15 protein-coding genes are annotated in these 18,494 nt (G+C 56.9%); 4 read left to right on the top strand and 11 right to left on the bottom strand.

Annotation, left to right across the window (positions count from 1 at the left end):
* Window position 1: 1 nt before the first annotated feature.
* From gspG to gspC, 5 genes are read right to left on the bottom strand one after another with little or no spacing between them, the layout of a single operon-like run.
* Window positions 2–436, bottom strand: coding sequence for a type II secretion system major pseudopilin GspG (gspG, locus tag JYB85_RS00825; RefSeq protein WP_207380668.1), 435 nt, complete (start codon window positions 434–436; stop codon window positions 2–4).
* A 55-nt stretch (window positions 437–491) separates the two neighbouring features.
* Window positions 492–1,715, bottom strand: a complete 1,224-nt coding sequence (gene gspF / locus JYB85_RS00820; protein WP_207380667.1) for a type II secretion system inner membrane protein GspF — start codon at window positions 1,713–1,715, stop codon at window positions 492–494.
* A gap of 3 nt (window positions 1,716–1,718) precedes the next feature.
* Window positions 1,719–3,287 (bottom strand): type II secretion system ATPase GspE, encoded by a 1,569-nt coding sequence (gene gspE, locus JYB85_RS00815; protein WP_207380666.1) that lies wholly within the window; start codon window positions 3,285–3,287, stop codon window positions 1,719–1,721.
* Window positions 3,280–5,367, bottom strand: coding sequence for a type II secretion system secretin GspD (gene gspD / locus JYB85_RS00810; protein WP_207380665.1), 2,088 nt, complete (start codon window positions 5,365–5,367; stop codon window positions 3,280–3,282). Before gspD ends, gspE begins: the two co-directional genes overlap by 8 nt.
* A gap of 29 nt (window positions 5,368–5,396) precedes the next feature.
* Window positions 5,397–6,302 (bottom strand): type II secretion system protein GspC, encoded by a 906-nt coding sequence (gene gspC, locus JYB85_RS00805; RefSeq protein WP_207380664.1) that lies wholly within the window; start codon window positions 6,300–6,302, stop codon window positions 5,397–5,399.
* A gap of 240 nt (window positions 6,303–6,542) precedes the next feature.
* Between gspC and hslR the strand changes: the two genes are divergently transcribed.
* From hslR to JYB85_RS00785, 4 genes are all read left to right on the top strand, one after another.
* Entirely contained in the window at window positions 6,543–6,950 is a 408-nt protein-coding gene (hslR, locus tag JYB85_RS00800; protein WP_207380663.1) for a ribosome-associated heat shock protein Hsp15, read from the top strand.
* A 12-nt stretch (window positions 6,951–6,962) separates the two neighbouring features.
* Window positions 6,963–7,823 (top strand): Hsp33 family molecular chaperone HslO, encoded by an 861-nt coding sequence (gene hslO / locus JYB85_RS00795; RefSeq protein WP_207380662.1) that lies wholly within the window; start codon window positions 6,963–6,965, stop codon window positions 7,821–7,823.
* A gap of 207 nt (window positions 7,824–8,030) precedes the next feature.
* Complete coding sequence (locus tag JYB85_RS00790; protein ID WP_407695869.1) at window positions 8,031–9,572, top strand: phosphoenolpyruvate carboxykinase; 1,542 nt, start codon at window positions 8,031–8,033, stop codon at window positions 9,570–9,572.
* 199 nt (window positions 9,573–9,771) lie between these two features.
* Window positions 9,772–11,559, top strand: coding sequence for a M14 family metallopeptidase (locus tag JYB85_RS00785; protein ID WP_228730241.1), 1,788 nt, complete (start codon window positions 9,772–9,774; stop codon window positions 11,557–11,559).
* A 19-nt stretch (window positions 11,560–11,578) separates the two neighbouring features.
* On the opposite strand, the gene JYB85_RS00780 is transcribed toward JYB85_RS00785, so the two are convergent.
* The 6 genes from JYB85_RS00780 to JYB85_RS00755 form a co-directional block, all read right to left on the bottom strand.
* Window positions 11,579–13,120 (bottom strand): hypothetical protein, encoded by a 1,542-nt coding sequence (locus JYB85_RS00780; protein WP_207380659.1) that lies wholly within the window; start codon window positions 13,118–13,120, stop codon window positions 11,579–11,581.
* Entirely contained in the window at window positions 13,120–14,016 is an 897-nt protein-coding gene (locus JYB85_RS00775; protein WP_207380658.1) for an ABC transporter ATP-binding protein, read from the bottom strand. Before JYB85_RS00775 ends, JYB85_RS00780 begins: the two co-directional genes overlap by 1 nt.
* A 187-nt stretch (window positions 14,017–14,203) precedes the next feature.
* Window positions 14,204–15,094, bottom strand: coding sequence for a DMT family transporter (locus JYB85_RS00770; protein ID WP_207380657.1), 891 nt, complete (start codon window positions 15,092–15,094; stop codon window positions 14,204–14,206).
* Window positions 15,095–15,199: 105 nt separating this feature from the next.
* Window positions 15,200–16,531, bottom strand: a complete 1,332-nt coding sequence (locus JYB85_RS00765; protein ID WP_207380656.1) for a DUF4397 domain-containing protein — start codon at window positions 16,529–16,531, stop codon at window positions 15,200–15,202.
* Window positions 16,532–16,624: 93 nt separating this feature from the next.
* On the bottom strand, window positions 16,625–17,506 hold the full coding sequence (locus tag JYB85_RS00760; protein ID WP_207380655.1) for a substrate-binding periplasmic protein: 882 nt from the start codon (window positions 17,504–17,506) through the stop codon (window positions 16,625–16,627).
* A 137-nt stretch (window positions 17,507–17,643) separates the two neighbouring features.
* Window positions 17,644–18,417, bottom strand: coding sequence for a class I SAM-dependent methyltransferase (locus JYB85_RS00755; protein WP_207380654.1), 774 nt, complete (start codon window positions 18,415–18,417; stop codon window positions 17,644–17,646).
* Between the last annotated feature and the right edge of the window lie 77 nt (window positions 18,418–18,494).

Raw genomic sequence — 18,494 nt, 5'->3', positions numbered from 1 at the left:
CTTATTGGAAATTCTGCAGGTTCCAGTTTCCGATATCGTCTTCGGTACCGGCTTGCATATCGGGGCCTGCGCTGAAGATGTCAATCTTGCCGTTCTGACCAGGGCTCAGCAGCATATAGTCATTGCGCCAGGGATCCTGGGGCAACCGCTTCACATAGCCGCCATCGCGGTAATTGCGTGGTTCGGGAGACATGCTGGGCTTGCTGACCAGAGCTTCCAGACCCTGCTCTGTGGTGGGATACACACTGTTATCCAGCTTGTACATGTCCAGGGCATTTTCCAGTGCCACTATGTCGGCCACCGCTTTTTGCTGGTCGGCCTTCTCCTTGTTGCCCAGTACGTTAGGCAATACCATGGAGGCCAGGATGCCGAGGATCACTATCACCACCATGATCTCCAGCAGGGTAAAACCTTGTTGCTTGTTTCGGAATTGCATTGTGTCCTTCTCCTTGAAAATTGCCTGGGCTCGCGCCCTGGCATACCGCAATGGCCTAGTGGCCTATCATGTTATTCATCGCCAAAATTGGCTGCAAAATGGCCAGTACAATAAACAGTACCACCACCGCCATGCTCACCACCAGCGCGGGTTCAAACACCCCCAAGGCCAGGTTAACATTGGCTTCAAACTCCCTGTCCTGGTTGTCCGCGGCACGCTCCAACATGCCTTCCAGTTCTCCGCTCTTTTCACCCGACGCTATCATGTACAGCATCATGGGTGGAAACAGCTTGGTATTGGTCAGGGCCGCGCCCAGACTGGTACCTTCACGCACCCTGGCGGTCGCCTCTTCCACCGCCTCCCGGACCCGCACGTTTTGCAATACCTCGCTGGCAATGCGCATGCCATCCAGCAGAGGAACCGAACTGGCACTGAGGATACTCAGGGTACGGGCAAAGCGGGCGGTATTGATGCTACGGCTGACCTTGCCGACCACGGGCAGGCGCAGCAGCAGCTTGTGATACTTCATCTTGAATGCCGGATTGGTCAACAGGCGCTGGAACAGCACCAGGCCAAAGGCAATGAGGCCAACGACCAGCAAGCCGTAGTTTTGGACGAACTCGGATGCCGCCATCAAGGCTTGGGTGGAGCCGGGCAGATCCTGGCCCATATGCTCGAACTGGGTGACCACCTTGGGCACCACGGCCGCCAGCAAAATGGAAACCACGGCCACCGCCACCAGTGTCAGGGTAATGGGGTAGATCATCGCCTGCATCAGCTTGGACTTCAGCTGTTGGCGCCGTTCCGTATAATCGGCCAAACGGTTGAGCACCACTTCCAGATGGCCCGACTTTTCGCCGGACGCCACCATGGCACGGTAAAGATCGTCAAATATGTACGGGAATTCGGCCATGGAATCGGCGAGGGAATAACCCTCGACCACCCGAGAGCGCACCGCCATGATCATGCTGGCCAAGCGGTCTTGTTCGCACTGCTGGCCCACGGCCTTGAGCGCCTCTTCCACCGGCAATCCGGCGGCAACCAGGGTCGCAATTTGACGGGTGATAAGTGCCAATTCGGCCACAGATATACCGCGCTGGAACAGGGAAATGCCGCCGCTCTTGGCCTTGGCTTCCTTTTCCACCACGGGCTCAATTTCCAGCGGCATCAAACGCATGTCGCGCAGCTGACTGCGGGCATGACGGGCGGTATCCGCCTCTATCACGCCCTTAAGCTGCTTGCCCTTGGTATCAAGCGCCTTGTATTCAAATGCCGGCATGCCTTACTCCTCGCGGGTCACGCGCAGCACTTCTTCCAGGGTCGTTATCCCGGCAAGCACCTTGCCCATGCCGTCATGGCGAATGCTGGGCACAAACTGACGTATGTATTTCTCGATGGCTAGCTCACCGCGACCACCGTGGATCAGTTCACGGATGTTGTCGTCAACCACCAGCAGCTCATGGATACCGGTACGGCCGCGATAGCCATTGTGACCACAGGCCTTACAGCCCTTGGCACGGTATATCACCTTGTCGGTTTCTGTGATCCCCAGCAGTTCACGCTCGCGCTCATCGGGGGCGTGGGCTTCCTTACACACGGGACACAGGGTCCGCACCAGGCGCTGAGCCAATACCCCGAGCAAACTGGACGACACCAGGAAGGGCTCAACGCCCATATCCTGCAAGCGGGTAATGGCACCCGAGGCCGTGTTGGTATGCAGGGTGGAGATCACCAGGTGACCGGTCAGGGAGGCCTGCACCGCAATCTGGGCGGTTTCCAGATCGCGGATTTCCCCTATCATCACCACGTCCGGATCCTGACGCAAAATGGCTCTCAGGCCACGGGCGAAGGTCATGTCGACCTTGGTATTGACCTGGGTTTGGCCTATGCCTTCCAGTTCGTATTCAATGGGGTCTTCAACCGTCAGGATGTTGGTGTCGCGGGAGTTGATCTCGGTCAGACCAGCATACAGAGTGGTACTCTTACCCGAGCCCGTGGGGCCTGTCACCAACAAGATGCCGTGGGGTTTGCGGATAAGCTCATCGAACTTGCTGCGGATCCCCTCGGTCATCCCCAATTGGCGCAGATCCAGGTTACCGGCATTCTTGTCCAACAGACGCAGCACGACCCGCTCGCCATGGCTCGATGGCATGGTGGAGACACGCACATCCACTGCCCGGCCGCCGATACGCAGGGAAATACGACCATCCTGGGGTACCCGCTTCTCGGCGATATCCAGACGGGCCATCACCTTGATGCGGCTCACCAGCAGTGAACTCAGCTTGCGATTGGGCTTGAGTACTTCCTTGAGCACGCCGTCGATGCGGAAACGCACCACCAGCTGCTTCTCATAGGTTTCGATATGGATATCCGAGGCTTCTTCCTTGATGGCTTCCGACAGCAAGGCATTGATCAGCTTGATGATGGGCGCATCGTCGTCGCCTTCAAGCAGATCCTCGGTCTGGGGCAGCTCTTCCGCCAGGGTAAAGAGATCCATTTCATTGCCAATATCTTCCATCAGCTGCTGTGCTTCGGACGAATTGGCCTGGTAGGCCTGGGTCAGTTTGGCCTCAAAGGCATTCTGAGCCAGTTTAACCAGGGGCAACACCTGACCGGCATAACGGCGCACTTCCAGCAGGGCCGTCAATGGCGTTTTGTCGGTGTGAAACAGGGTCAGGGCATCGGCTTCGCCCTTTGCCAGCACCAGACCATAACGGTGGGCAAAAGCAAAGGGCAAGCGATCGCGACTGGCAGAGTGAAATGCCTCATCGGCATGGGTCTCCGCTTCTATGCCCAACTCATGGGACAGGCCTTCGAGCCCGTCATTGTCGGTCTTTGGCAGATCACTCATTGCTGTCGTCTTTCGTATTCGGTTCTACGGATTGGAACTCGTCACCTTGTTTATAACGCTCCAACATCTCGCGCACTTCAGGGGGCAGCTCTTCGGCCTTTTCCCATTCCTGCAGCACAGGCACATCCGTCAGCGGCATCAGATTGATACCCCGGTCTTGCTGCTCCAGCTGCAAGGCGCGGAAGTAGTTGTATTTGCGACCGGCGATGCCTTCCATTGTGATGCCGTCACGGATAATGGTTGGCTTGATGAAGACCATCAGGTTCTTCTTCTTTTTACTGCTGGATGAAGACTTGAACAGGTGACCCAGAATTGGGATGTCACCCAGCAGCGGCACCTTCTGGATGCTTTCCTGCACTTCCTCGTTAATCAAACCACCCAGCACTACTATCTGTCCCGAGTCGGCCATTACCGTGGTGGTCAGACGACGGGTGGCAAAGGTCACGTCAACCCCGGTTTTACCGTTGATACCGGACACTTCCTGCTCGATAGCCAGCTTGACCGCGTTGCCTTCGTTAATTTGTGGCGTCACCTTGAGCTTAACCCCCACTTCCTTACGTTCCACCGTCTGGAAAGGGTTGGCGTTGCCATTGCTGGAGTTCTGGGCACCTGTCAACACCGGCACCTCGTCACCAACAATAAAAGAGGCTTCCTGGTTATCCAGGGTGGTGATAGACGGTGTGGCCAACACGTTGGAGTTGGTGTCGCTGGCAACCGCCTGCACCAAAACACCGAAGTCGCCTGAAGCCACACCCCAGGCCAAACCATTGACCTTACCCATCGCTTGGGCAAGCAGGGTGTAGTCGGCTTTCTTCTTCGGCGTGGTCGACACTACAGGGTCGCCCTTGTTGTCTATCGTGGTAATTGTAGAGCCATCTTCAACTTTAGCGGCCCAGATACCTGCACCCACTTCGCCTATAGTGGTTCCCAGGTTGTTGAACTGGGTACCCCCACCGGCCAGATGGGCCCACTGCACACCTAAGCCCACGTCATCCCCTTCGGCCACTTCGACTATGATGGCTTCCACCAGCACCTGGGCGCGGCGGATATCCAGCTGGTTGATCACGCTGTCGAGAGTGCGCATCTGGTCGGGCTCGGCACTGATCACCAGGGCATTGGTGTCTGTGTGGGCCATGATGGTGATTTCGTTGCGACGCTTGCTGGAGCCCTGTTGGGCGGCGCCATCCTTGTCGCTCTGCAGCTTCTGGGCGAATCCGGTCAGCACCTCCACCAGATCTTCGGCCTTGGCATAGCGCAGGTAACGCACCTTGGTGTTGCCCGTGGTGGCCTGCTCACCATCGAGTCGCTTGACCAGTTCCACTACCCGCTGACGGCTTTTCTCGTCACCGCTGACCACCACGGCGTTGATGCGCTCGTCTGCCACCACCTTGGGGGCCTGACCGGGCAGCTGGGCCTGGTTGGCAGAGGCGCGGTAAAGGGTATCTATGATCCGGACCATTTCGGTGGCGGAGGCGTATTGCAAGGGCACCACCTGCACTTCGGTGTCACCCTGCTTGTCGACCCGGCGGACTATGTCCACCAACTTGTTTACCACGGCGGCACGGCCGGAAATCATCAGCACGTTGGAGGGGTCATAGTTGACCACGTTACCGCCGCCGGCGTTGTCGTTCAGCTGGCGCAGCAGCGGCGCCAACTGTTTGGCCTCTGTGTTGTACAGGGCCACGATACGGGTCACCATTTCATCGCCAAGGCCAGGTTCCTTGTCGTCGGCCACACGAATGGCCGCCGTTTTGGCATCCTTGTCCTTGATGACCTTGATGACATTGTTTTCCATTTCCACTACGGCGTAACCGTATACCTGCAGCACGTTGAGGAAGAACTGGTAGTACTGTTCGTCGTTTAGCAGGTCGTAGGAACGGACGTTGATTTTGCCGCGTATGGTGGGATCAACGATGATGGTTTTGTTGAGGTTTTTACCGACTATGTTGATAAATTCCTGAATTTCAGTGCCTTTGAAATTGGCAGCGTATTGCTCCGACCAGGCCAGCGACGGTGCCATCAAGGCAGCACCGGCGACAATGGAGGCGATAAGCTTGTGTCGGATCCCTGTGTTATTCATTGTTGTTCTTCCCCTAATGCCTGTGCTTCTTATTGCGGCAAACTAAACATGATTTCGACCAATTGCCCTTCCCGCTCCACCATGACCGACATCTCGGTCAATTCGGATAACTGGGCCATCAGCTCCAACGCCTGGGAACCGACCGTCAGGTCATAGCCGTTAATGGATTTGGCCAAATCATTGGGCTTAAAGCCGGCCTGTTGAAACAATCCGGGATCTTTCCCGGGATTGAGTCGATATCCCACCAGCTCGTCACCTTGGTTGACGGGTGAGATAGCTATGTAATCTGTGATCTTGCTGGGATCGGCCAGCAACTCTTCGCGGGAGTCAGACAAACCTTCGCTGACCTCACGATCATGACGCCTGTCGACCTTGCGTACAGCAGCATCCGACTTGGCCTGTTGCAGCTGCGCGTTGACGTCGCTCTGGGTCGTGTATTGCAGACCATCAAGCATCAAGGTCTCGTATCGGCCACCGTTGGTGAGGATAACGCGGTCAGCATACACCTCCTTGAGGGAGGCTGAGGTGCCCTTGATCTTGTCACCCAGGGCATAGGTTTCCTGACCACCGGCCGAGTCAATGATCGCCAAACCATTTTGTTCAGAGGTGGACGCTACCACCCCGGTCAACTGGATTGACAGACTGGTCTTGGGCGCGTCGGTAATCACTTCGGCCACGGGTTCCGGCTTGGGTTGGCTGGTGTCGGCCTTGCCGAACAGCTGCTTAAGGCCGCTGATATCCACGGGGCCGGAATTCTGGCCCTGGATGGGTGATGGGCGCCATTGGCCGGATTCGGCGGGTGCAGGAACCAGCTTCCAACTAATGGCAGCCAGCAAATAAATGCACAGCACAAACCCTGCCCAAAAGGCCAGTCGACTCAGGTGCCGATGCGGTAGTGCATTGGCCTTTGCTAAAACATTGTCCAATAAATCCATATGATACGGACCCTCTATACAGGTCTCTGTTCTGATTGTTATCGAGAAATTCCATGCGCCATGCTAACCCAGTCGCAATTGGGCAACAAGCCCATAACAGCGCTGAAAGTGGCGAAAATTCGGCAAATGTGCTACGTTTGCGCGCCTAAATCGGCACCCTGGCTAGCCATTGACCCCAATATTCGCTGGCAGTTCAACGCAGTGACTTTGATTATGGGCCAATTTGCCGTGGAGACCATGATGGATTCAAAAAAATCTGCTGCTGAGCCCACTTCTGTCCGCCTGGACAAATGGTTATGGGCAGCGCGATTCTATAAAACCCGGGCCTTGGCCAAGGAAATGATCAACGGCGGCAAGGTGACCTACAACGGTCAAAGGGCCAAATGCAGCAGAAATGCTGAAGTTGGCGCCGTGTTGAAATTACGCCAGGGATATGACGAAAAAGAGATAGTGATAGAAAAACTGTCGGAGCAGCGCCAGGGCGCCGAAATAGCCCAAACCCTGTATAAAGAAACACAGGCCAGCGTTGACAAGCGTGCCCGCAATGCCGAGGCCAGACGCCTGAACCTGCACAATCCGGCGCCTGACAGCAAACCGGATAAGAAACAACGACGTGAGCTGCTGCGGATAAAAGGCGGCTCTGAGTAATCGAGAACCGAAATGAACAAAGACACACTTTACCGTTATCTTTTTGAAAATGCTGACGTTCGTGGTGAGTTGGTGCAACTGGCCAACAGCTATCAGGCCATAATCACTGCCCACAGCTACCCGCCGGTATTGCAACGCCTGCTGGGAGAGCTGCTGGCCGCCACCTCATTGCTGACCGCCACCCTGAAATTCAAAGGTGACATAGGGGTGCAATTACAGGGCAACGGCCCCGTGTCCATGGCCGTCATCAACGGCAATCATAATCAGGAACTTCGTGGTGTCGCGCGTTGGGAAGGCGAGCTGGCCGATGATGCCCCCCTGAGCCAGCTGTTTGGCAAGGGTTATATGGTTATCACCCTGACGCCGGAAGAAGGCGAGCGCTATCAGGGCGTGATCGCCCTGGACAAAGGGAATCTGGCGGCCTGCCTGGAAGACTATTTCCAGCAATCCGAGCAGCTGCCCACCATGATCAAATTGTTCGCCGATGGCAATGCCGCCGGCGGCATGCTGTTGCAGGTATTGCCAAGCGAAGACGGCAACCTGGCGGATTTCGACCATCTCAGTCAGCTGACCGACACCATTAAGCAGGAAGAACTGCTTGGTCTGCCAGCCGAGGAAGTGCTGCATCGCCTGTACCACCAGGAGCAGGTCAGACTGTTTGACCCCATAGATATCAGCTTCAAATGCACCTGTTCGCGGGAGAAGAGTGCCGCCGCTATCCGTACCCTCGACAGGGATGAAGTCATGCACCTGCTGGCCGAAAAGGGCATCATTGAATTGGGTTGTGAATACTGCAATAGCCACTACCGTTTTGATGCCATTGATGTACAGGCGCTTTATGCCAATGCCCAGGGACCGGACACACCACAGTGATCATGGTCACAGCATAAGACGGGCGTCAGTTTTGACGCCCGTTTTTTTAGCTGATTTTGCAGATCCAACTCACACATTGGCCGCCGATTCGGGTACAATCGCGCCTACGCCAGGCCCGCCCGACCCGGGCCCGTCGAAAAACAAAAACCGGCAACATAGATCGGTATCAACATTACACCTCGAACAAAAATGATGGAGACCTTACCTATGGCGGAAGGAGCTAACCGCGTACACCGTAATCCCACAACTGCCCTGCTTGTTGAACTGGCTCTGGCACGTGGCGAGGGAGAATTGACCGCAAATGGAGCTCTGGTTGCCAAAACCGGTGCCCGTACAGGTCGTTCACCCGGTGATCGCTTTATCGTAAGAGAAGCCTCATCCGAAAATGAAATCGAATGGGGTCCGGTTAACCAGGCCTTTGACGCAGAAGCTTTCAACCAGCTGTGGAATCGCGTTGAAGCCTATCTGGCCGATAAAGAAATCTTTGTTTCCGATTTGGAAGTCGGTGCCGACCCTGAGCACTATCTGCCGGTCACAGTGACCACAGAGTACGCCTGGCATCAACTGTTCGCCCGTAACCTCTTTATCATCCCTGAGCACTTCAACCAGGCAGGCAAGCCCACCTGGCAAATCATGAATGCTCCCGGATTCGTGTGCCAGCCTGAGCGCGACGGCACCAACTCCGACGCCACTGTTATCATCAATTTCGCCGAGCGCAAGGTGCTGCTGGCCGGTCTCAAGTACGCCGGTGAAATGAAGAAGTCCATGTTCTCGGTGCAAAACTTCCTGCTGCCTGCCAAGGGCGTGCTGCCAATGCACTGCTCCGCCAACGTGGGCCATGCCGGCGACACCACCCTGTTCTTCGGCCTGTCCGGTACCGGCAAGACTACCCTGTCCGCCGATCCCAAGCGCTTCCTGATTGGTGACGATGAGCACGGCTGGGCACCCCGCGGTGTGTTCAACATCGAAGGCGGTTGCTATGCCAAGTGTATCGACCTGAGCCAGAAGAACGAGCCGGTGATTTGGGATGCCATCCGTTTCGGCACTGTGCTGGAAAACGTGGTGATGGACGAGAATCGCGTACCAGACTACAAGAACTCCAGCCTGACCGAGAACACCCGCGCCGCCTATCCTCTGGAGCACATTGCCCAGCGCAAGGAAGACAACCGCGGTGGTGAACCCCATGCTGTTGTGTTCCTGACCTGCGACGTGTCCGGCGTACTGCCTCCCGTGTCCAAACTGTCAAAGGAACAGGCTGCCTACCACTTCCTGTCCGGCTACACCGCCAAGGTGGGTTCTACCGAGATCGGCTCTACCGCCGCCATCCAGTCCACCTTCTCCACCTGCTTCGGCGCACCTTTCTTCCCGCGTCCTGCAGGCGTATACGCTGAGCTGCTGATGAAACGCATCGAAAGCTTCGGCAGCCAGGTATACCTGGTGAACACCGGCTGGACCGGTGGTCCATACGGTGTGGGCAAGCGTTTTGACATCCCAACCACCCGCGCCATTGTTGATGCTATCGTCAGCGGCGAACTGAAGGATGTGGCCACCGAGCACCTGGAACAGCTGAACCTGGATATCCCGGTCGCCGTGCCTGGCGTAGACAGCAAGCTGCTGAATCCGGTCAACACCTGGGCCGATAAGGGCCAGTATGCCGAGTACGCCGCCAAGCTGGCCAAGTCCTTCCAGGACAACTTCACCAAGTATCAGGTGCCTGACTCCATCAGAAACGCCGGCCCCAAGGCCTGAATCTGATGTTGTGATACCGGTATTGAAAGCGGCTCCCCAGGGAGCCGTTTTTTATTGCAGCAAATAAAACCTGAAAATCCCCACACGGGCGCCATTCTGAGCTTGCGGCGAGGGGGTATTTATAGAAAGATAAGTTCCCAATAATTACAACAGCCTGCCTACTGCGGAGTGTGTCATGCGCCTGTCCTCCCTTTCTCTTATGTTATTTGCCCTGACCCTGCTGCCCGGCGCCAACGGCGCCGACCTTACCTATGTCAATGACGATATTCTGCCGCCGAAGATGGACTGGCAGGGGGCCAGCCTGGCACTGATGCGCGAGGCGAGCGATCCCTGGGCCACACCGTTCGAGCAAAGCGCGGGGCTTGATAGTCCCGACTATCAGACCACCATGATCTGGCTGGACAAATTGGTGGCCCAGAGCCCAATGCTGCAAAAGGTCAGCCTGGGCAAGAGCCCTCTGGGACGGGATCTCTGGATGATAGTGGCTTCCGCCGAAGGTGCAGACACGCCCAAAGCGCTGGCCGACAACGACAAGCCCACTGTGCTGGTGCAGGCAGGCATTCACTCAGGTGAAATTGATGGTAAGGATGCCGGCATGATGCTGCTCAGGGACATAGTCATGGGCACCAAGGCCGAGCTGCTTGATGGCGCCAACCTCTTGTTTGTGCCGATTTTCAGCGTCGATGCCCACGAACGCAGCAGCGAGTTCAACCGGGTCAATCAGCGCGGTCCCAAACACATGGGCTGGCGTACCAACGCCCGCAATCTCAACCTCAACCGCGACTACGCCAAGGCCGACACCCGGGAAATGCAGTTGATGCTGAGCGCCATCAACGACTGGCAACCCCAACTCTACATAGATGTGCATGTGACCGACGGCATCGATTACCAATACGATGTCACCTTCGGCTACAACCTGCCCCAGGGTCTGAGCCCGGCCATCTATGGCTGGCTCGACAGCCATTATCGCCCGGCGGTGGAAACCGCCCTGAGCGACGCAGGCCATATCCCCGGCCAGTTGGTTTTCGCCCTCGATGACTCGGATTTATCCAAGGGTATGTCCTGGTGGCGCGCCACGCCCCGCTTCTCCAACGGTTACGGCGACGCCCGCCATCTGCCAACCATTCTGATTGAAAACCACAGCCTCAAACCCTTCAGGCAAAGGGTGCTCGGCACCTATGTGATGTTGGAACAAACCCTGAAAACCGTGGCTACGGAGGCCACGGCATTAAAGGCTGCGATAATGAAGGACAGTTTTCATTACGCCCAACTCATCACCCTCACCTGGGATGCGGAAATTCAGCCCAAGGGTTGGGACTTTAAGGGCATAGATTATCAGGTCGAGACCAGTTCCATTTCAGGCAGCAAGGTAGTGCGCTGGCTGGGTGAACCCAAGCTCTATCCGCAATTGCCAGTGCTGGGCAGCACCAAGGCGGGCATCAAGGTCAGTCGCCCGGCGGCCTACTTTATTCCGCCCCAATGGCAAGAGGCTATCGCCCGTCTGCGCCTCCATGGCATCAGGATGACGGAACTGAAGCAAGATACACAAATGAAATTGCAGCAGTACAGGTTCGCCAACCCTGTATTCGATACCAAGGATTTCGAGGGACGCCACCGGGTTAAGGCCGACAGCAAGCTGGAAAAAGTCAGCGTGACCCTGCCCGCCGGTACGGTGAAGATCCCAACGGATCAACCGCTGGGTGATCTCGCCATCATGCTGCTGGAGCCCCAATCACCGGACTCCCTGCTGCAATGGGGTTTCTTCAACCCCATTTTCAGCCGAACCGAGTACATGGAAGACTACGCCGTGGAGCCCATGGCCGCCAAAATGCTGCAAGATAATCCCGGCCTGAAGGCCGAGTTTGACCAGGCATTGCTGGATCCGGCCTTTGCCGCCGATCCCCATGCCCGTCTGCGCTGGTTCTATGAGCGCAGCCCCTACTATGACAACCAGTACCTGCGTTATCCCGTATACCGGGGCCGCTGACACCTGACCGGCGGCAGGTTCAAGCCCTGCCGCCAAGCTCCGCTCTGGCCTTCACCGCACCCGCAAACAACAACAGCAGGGTCAAGACGCCCACATAAAGTGGCATACCCGCCTGCCAACTCTGCGGGCTATTTACTCCGAAGTAGTCCATATACAAGGTGGCATGCAACGGACCTATGTACCACAGCGCCGGATACAGGATTTCAAAGGTACGGCGCGTACCGGTAATCCGCCCGCAGGCGTGGGCCAGCGCCAGGGTAAAGCCCACGGCAATCAGCATTTGCAGCACTATCGGCCACTGGGCCTGCCACAGCATCCTGAGCAAGGCGCCACAGGACGCCAGCAACAACAGGGCTGCAGCCGCGCTCAGCAGCGGCGACAAGCGCAGGCCGCCACCATACAGCAACAGCTCCTTGGTATTGGCAAGACGTGCCTGCAGTCCCAGCTGTGACAGCACCAACACGCAAAACAGCCAGGAAAGGGGGATGAGGGTATTCATCAGCACCTCTTGCGGGGCGAAAAGCTGCGCCAGATTCAGGCCAATAAATCCCAGATACCAATAGGGGTTTTGCCCCTTGAGCAGCAACAGGAGTTCAAGGCGGAACATGCGGCCGAAGCCGGATGCCTGGGTCACAGCCCTCAGGGCCGAATCACACCAATTACCGGTCCGGGACAGGCTTCGAGCGAGCAAGGATGGTACCTTGAGGCCAAGCCCTTGAGCGGAGGTGTGCCGGAAGCGATCGAAGCACACTACGGCGAGGCAAAGGGCCAATACCGTGAGCAGCAACAAGGGCACACTGCTGAGCAGCAACTGATTGGTGATCTCAACGCCCTGCCAGACAAAGGTTTTCACCGCCATACCGCCTTCATGTACCGTGATCCCCAGGTTGGTCGCGTACTGTTTCTCACCAAAGCGTTGTTCCACCTCGGTTTCCAGCTGTTGCATTACCATGCCGAGGCCGGAGGCGTTCTCAGCCATGCACACTATCGATCCCGTCCAGAGGAAGAAATACAGCAAGTTACCCAAGCCACCGCGTAGCCAGGACACGGATTCGAACAGCAGGGCCACGGCGGCGATCAACAGCAACATGGGCACCACGAACACCAGTTGCGGCCAAAGTATCAACCAGGGTTCAATCTCGCGGCTCTCACCGTAGTAGAGCTGGATAAACACCAGGGTCAGCATCATCACCATGACTATGCTGAGCAGCACGCCAACGTTAACCGTCCATTTCGCCAGCAGGTAAGCGCTCTTGCTCACCGGAGTGGCGGCAATAAGCTCACCTATGCCCGCGTTCCGATCCGTACCTATGGCGTTTTTAATCAGATAGAAACAGATAATGGGCAGGAACAGGATGTTCAGCATGGCCAGGCAGATCCCAAGCCAGGCGCTGTTATAAATACCGCGGTAATCATTGATGATCAGTGTCTGGTATTCAGAGTCCGTGGACGGGAAAAACAGCATGGTCAGCACGGCCATCAGCAACAGGGTGGCCAGAAAGCTCTGGCGCCGGATGCGCTGCCGGTAGTCCGCCATAACGGATTGCAGGAATCTGTTCATCAGGCCACCTTGGTCAGCGCGCGCTGGCCGGGTTTGTTGGCCACAAAGTACAGGTAGGCGTCCTCCAGGCTGGGTGCCCGGCGCTGCGCCCCGGGACGGGGGCACAGATCTGCTACCAGATTCACCAGCAAGCCGTCCCCCTGACGGGTGCTGTGGCTGACCACAAAATCCCGTTGCAACTCTGTCAGCTCAGCCGGTGAAGCAGTACATTGCCAACACTTGTCGGCCACCTTGGCCTGCAGCGCTTGGGGTGAACCCAGTTGGATAAGCTTGCCCGCCGCCATGATGGCTATGGTGTCGGCAATGGATTCGACGTCGGAGACTATGTGGGTCGACAGGATCACCAGGCGCTCTTCCCGACCTTCGCTGAGCAACTGGCGAAAGCCCGCCCGCTCCTGGGGATCAAGACCCACTGTCGGTTCATCCACTATCAACAGTGCGGGATCGTTCAACAGCGCCTGGGCTATCCCTATACGCTGGCGCATTCCTCCCGAATATTGACTCAGCGAGGTATCGGCCACCGGCAGCAGATTCAACCTTGCCAACAATTCGCTGATTTGTCTGTCCGCATCTGCGTGTTTGAGTCCCTTCATACCGGCGAGGTAATGCAGGAATTCACGGCCGCTGAGCTGATCATAAACGCCGAAATACTGTGGCAGGTAGCCAAGCTCGCCACGGAGCTGCGCCGGAGATACGCCTATATCCTGACCGCGCCACAGGGCCTTGCCGGAGCTGGGTTGGCTGATGGTCGCCAGGATGCGCATCAATGAGGTTTTGCCCGCGCCATTGGGGCCAAGCAGCCCCAAAATGCCGGCTCCGGCCGTCAATGACAGCTGGTCTATGGCCAGCTTGCCGCCTTTGTAGCTTTGTGTGAGTTCCTGAATGTCCAGAAGCATAGGAGAGTCCGTTCTGTTGTGAAGTGAGCGGACAACAGCAAATCATATGCCAACAAATAAAACAAATTAATATCAATGATTTGTATTTAAGCCGGTTCATGATTCCGCTGTTTCGACAGAGGAATAAACCAATAGATGGTGAATTTCACCGCCCGGATGAACCTTCAAAGACTGTGTGGTTTCGCAATCAGTGCTTTAGGATCAGCATGGTGCCACACACCGTCAGTATAGCGCCGAGCCAGGCACCCAGCGCCGGGCTGCGTTTGTATACCAGCCATAAGAGTGGCAATACCAGTACCGGGCTGACAGACGAGAGTATGGCCACCATACCGGCGTTGCCATGGCGCAAGGCCAGCAATATCAGGGTCATGCCGAGAACCATGGACAGGGCCGCATTGCCGACCACCAGGGCGAACACCTTTTTGGTCATGGGTCTGTAGGCCCTGGCCACCTTCACGCCCAGAAGCAGCAACAGGAAATGGGGCACAAAGGCCGAGGTCATACGCATCGCCGAGGCGGCGATGGCATCTATCTCTGTGGCCATCAACGGCTTGAGCATCAGGGTGGACACAGCCTGACACAGGGCCGACAGCAGCCCGAGTGCCACCCCCGTGTGCAGCTTGCCACTGTCGGCCTCCCAGGCATGTTGCTCACTCTTACGCTTGCCAAAGAACACCGCCGTCATCACCCCGCTGATCAGCATGGTACTGCCGAGCAAGGTCCAGCCCCAGAGGGTTTCGCCAAGAAACAAATAGGCCAGCACCAGGGAGAAAAGCGAGTGACTGGCAAACAGCACCCCGGCACGGCGGGGACCAAGGCGATTCATGGCGGCAAACAGCGAGGTGTCGCCGATGAAAATCCCTATGACACCCGACAGCGCCAGCAACCACAGGTTGTCGGCCCCCAGGCTGTGCCAGCCGCCACCGATAATCGCCAGGATCCACAGCATCAGGCTGGCACTCAGCATGCGCCAACGGGTAAAGGCAAAGGATCCCAAATGGGTCGAGGCATTGGCAGACATCAGACTGCCGACGGCCCAACAGGCGGCCGCCAGCAGGGCCAGGTATTCGTAGCTCAAGATAAGGGTCGCAGGCACAGGACAAAAGGAGCGTCATTATAGCGGGCCGAGCAATAAAAAGCGCCTGCGGACTGCGGGCGCTTCAGGCTTATTCATGGCGCGCGGCTAGAGCGCCGTTAACCGGTAGCTGTCACCATCGCGAGTCAATACCAGGCTGAGGTTTTGGTGACTGTCCAGGGAGAGTGCCAACCGGGCAAGCCGCGACAGGGTGCCATTGTCATCGGTGGCGATCACCAAGACCTCGTAGCTGCCGGACGGCAGCGTCAACGACGGCCGCTCACTGAAATCCCAATTGCTAAGCTTGTACTGCGCCGAGTCCAGGGTCTCATCCTCCGTCAGGAAGTAGATGCTGAGATCCTCACTGTCCGGCACCAGGTTGACCGCAGTCAGCTGGTAATCGAAGCTGCGGGGCCGCAGATCCTCGGTCAGTGCCATGGCCTGAATACCATCCGTTCCGGGGTAGATCACCAGGGTGCGACTGTCATCCTGGTTAAAGGTTAGCAGCAGATCCTGAATTCCTTGATTACCGGCTTCGTCCCAAATATTGAGATCATAATCATCGAATGGCAGCACCTGATACTCTGAGATAGCCCCCGCGGCAACAGTGAGGCTGGACTGAACCTGCTGGTCCTTGCCGAGCTCCAGGGTACGCTCGGCGCCACAGGCGTTATACACCCGGTACTGGGCCGCGGCCGCCGCATCCGTCACAGACAGGGGGGCACCCGTGGAATCCACCGCATCAATTCTGAGTTTGAGACTGTCCGGGCCAAAGCCGGGGCGCAACATCAACTTTTGAACCGTCTGCTGACTGAAGTCGAGTACCGCTGAGCTGAATACAGGCGTCGTGCCTCCGGGCTCGGTCAAAAATACCCGGTAGTAGCCGGTATCCAGCAGCAGGCTGTCACTGTATTGACCATAGGCCGGGCTTCCCAGCAACTGCGCCGAACTGAAATCCACCCCATCGGCTGCTACATAGACTTCATAGGCAGGCAAGCCCGGCGCCACATGGGCCACCAACACCTGAGTCTTGTCTTCCCCTTCGTCGTTAAGCTCATCCAACTCATCACGGTTGTAGACCAGATCCATCAGTTTGCTGTCGCCATAGTCGCCGTAGAGCACCAGCAAATGGTTATCGCCATCGACGAACGCCAGGCTTTGCTCATGCAGACTCAGCTCATCACCGGCCGCGTCCACACCCAGTAGCGCCACATCCAGGGTCTGGGGGCTCACACCATAGCGAGGCAGACTGTCACCAAATTCCACCGCCGAATAAGCATACTCGTCGAGTGTCAAGGTCACCGCTGGGCTGTTGGCCGAAGCATTGTAAAATTGCACGTAGGCAATACTGTCGCTGCTGTCATCACTACTGCTACCGCCACAAGCAGTCAGCATAACTGACAACAAGGCCGTCAGGCCCATCTTCATTGAACTTCTCACACAACCTCCCGTTAACGTTTTTATTGCAAGTTCGGGAGTTCAGACAGGCGGGGAATGTAAATCACAGTCAAGGGACGCAAAGCTGTGCAAACCTCAGGGGCGAGCCAGCGGCAGCCAGAGTTCCGGCCGCTGCAAAGGGGTCGACTCCGGCAACAGGGCATTGGTCAGTCGGAACCTGAGACTGTCGTCAAAGCGGGCCAGAGGAAACAGCCCGGCGGTGGTGGGGTGACTGAAGAGAAAATGTCGCAACTCACCACTGGCGGCCATGGCCTCAAGGGAGGTGCTCAGGCGTTGGTACAAAGCCTCGTTGTCCTTGGCGACAAAGAAATACATGGGAAAGGGGTAAGTTATCAGCACATCCTCATAGGCCATCAGGTCCTGCTGGCCGACTGCCGCCAATTCAGCACCGACCTCATTGAGCCCCCGGGGAAAGTAGTCACAACGCCCCTGCTTGAGCATGCTGTACATAAGATCAAACTTGGCTATCCGGGTTACTCTGAAACCATTGGCCTCCAATATGTCCGAATCCGGCCATTGCGACCCTTGGCACGCCAGCAGCCCTTGCCAGTCGACCAAGGTTTGATAACCGCGAAACTCTGCCAACCTGTCCCGGCGGATCACCGGCACCCTAACCCCCAGTAAACCGGCAAACAAGGGTACCTCTATGGCCCTGAATCTTTGTTGTCTTTGCTTGCTGGTGCCGGCCCAGAACACATGCAACTGGCCACTGTTGAGTGCGGCAAAGGCCCGGGATTGGGAGAAATCACCGCTCACCTCTTCGACCTTGGCCTCGCCCCACCGCTCACGACTGTTGTTCAGCGCCAGTTGCAGTAAATCCACATAGAAATCATGACTGGCATCCCGTGCCGAACGCTGTGACTCCACCAGCACAATCTGGCTGGTAGTTCCAGGTGCCGACCAGGCTTGTGCCATGAGCAGGCAGAACAATAAGGGCAACAGGCTATAGGGTGTCATTCTTTCTCCCGGCAATCCCTGCACTCCCCCGGCAAGCGTCCGGGTACACTCTGAGCATAGTGGCAGGCCCTGAGGGGCGCCAATCAATCCACTTTACAGAACATGCAAAGACCGACCGGGAATGGGAGCGGGACAGCTCAGGGCTTGCGAGCTTGCAGGGAAAACACCATGGGCACCACCTTGCCATTGAGTCGCTGGCGATAACGGCCCGGCTCTTCCTCGATCAGGTTGGCAAAGCAATTATAGGGGCTGAAATCGTGCTCCCGAAAAGTCTCTACCACCAAGCCCGCCGCCAGGAGTGCCGACAATATGGCCCCCAGATCGTGGGACCAGCTGACCAGAGTTGACTTGGTATCACGACTGTTTTCCGTGTAACTGCCATCCTCCTCCACTTCGGCCAGCCCGGTGTGGAAATAGTCATAGCCATCCAGCAGCGCCTTGGCAGGATGAAACTCCGCCAAATACAGCATACCGCCGGGCTTGAGACAGGAGGCCACGGTCTGGGCCCAAGCCGTTAAATCCGGCAGCCACAACAAGGCGCCATAGGAAACAAATACCAGATCAAACTCCCCCTTCACCAGGGTTCTGGCCTGCAATACATCTCCGCAGACGAAACTGGCATCAATGTCCGCCTGGGCCGCTATCTGCCGGGCGGCCGCTATGGCCTTGGGCGAGAGGTCGAGCCCGGTCACCGAGGCCGCACCCCGGCGTTTCCACGACAGGGTGTCCAGACCAAAATGACATTGCAGGTGCAACAAATGCTTGCCCCGCACGTCCAATTCCGCCAGCTCGATTTCCCGCAAACTGGTGTTTCCCGCCAAAAAGCCAGGCAGGTCATAAAATTCAGATTCAAGGTGCAACTCGGTGCGGGTATCCCAGCCATCGCGGTTCAGGGCAAGAAAGTCTTCCATGGTGTATTCCTTGTTTATCAGAGTTGTTGCCAAGGCAGTGTTATACCCCAATACGAGCCGAGCCGCCGCAGATCTTG

It is taken from the genome of Shewanella sedimentimangrovi (assembly GCF_017354965.1).
Lineage (GTDB): Bacteria > Pseudomonadota > Gammaproteobacteria > Enterobacterales > Shewanellaceae > Shewanella > Shewanella cyperi.
The sequence above is the reverse complement of the archived record's forward strand: the minus strand, read 5'-3'. Positions and strand labels throughout refer to the sequence as shown.

Excerpts from the sequence above, each read along its gene's own strand:
- gspG (WP_207380668.1), bottom strand. The coding sequence starts at position 436 with ATGCAATTCCGAAACAAGCAACAAGGTTTTACCCTGCTGGAGATCATG.
- gspF (WP_207380667.1), bottom strand. The coding sequence starts at position 1,715 with ATGCCGGCATTTGAATACAAGGCGCTTGATACCAAGGGCAAGCAGCTT.
- gspE (WP_207380666.1), bottom strand. The coding sequence starts at position 3,287 with ATGAGTGATCTGCCAAAGACCGACAATGACGGGCTCGAAGGCCTGTCC.
- gspD (WP_207380665.1), bottom strand. The coding sequence starts at position 5,367 with ATGAATAACACAGGGATCCGACACAAGCTTATCGCCTCCATTGTCGCC.
- gspC (WP_207380664.1), bottom strand. The coding sequence starts at position 6,302 with ATGGATTTATTGGACAATGTTTTAGCAAAGGCCAATGCACTACCGCAT.
- hslR (WP_207380663.1), top strand. The coding sequence starts at position 6,543 with ATGGATTCAAAAAAATCTGCTGCTGAGCCCACTTCTGTCCGCCTGGAC.
- hslO (WP_207380662.1), top strand. The coding sequence starts at position 6,963 with ATGAACAAAGACACACTTTACCGTTATCTTTTTGAAAATGCTGACGTT.
- JYB85_RS00790 (WP_407695869.1), top strand. The coding sequence starts at position 8,031 with ATGGCGGAAGGAGCTAACCGCGTACACCGTAATCCCACAACTGCCCTG.
- JYB85_RS00785 (WP_228730241.1), top strand. The coding sequence starts at position 9,772 with ATGTTATTTGCCCTGACCCTGCTGCCCGGCGCCAACGGCGCCGACCTT.
- JYB85_RS00780 (WP_207380659.1), bottom strand. The coding sequence starts at position 13,120 with ATGAACAGATTCCTGCAATCCGTTATGGCGGACTACCGGCAGCGCATC.
- JYB85_RS00775 (WP_207380658.1), bottom strand. The coding sequence starts at position 14,016 with ATGCTTCTGGACATTCAGGAACTCACACAAAGCTACAAAGGCGGCAAG.
- JYB85_RS00760 (WP_207380655.1), bottom strand. The coding sequence starts at position 17,506 with ATGACACCCTATAGCCTGTTGCCCTTATTGTTCTGCCTGCTCATGGCA.
- JYB85_RS00755 (WP_207380654.1), bottom strand. The coding sequence starts at position 18,417 with ATGGAAGACTTTCTTGCCCTGAACCGCGATGGCTGGGATACCCGCACC.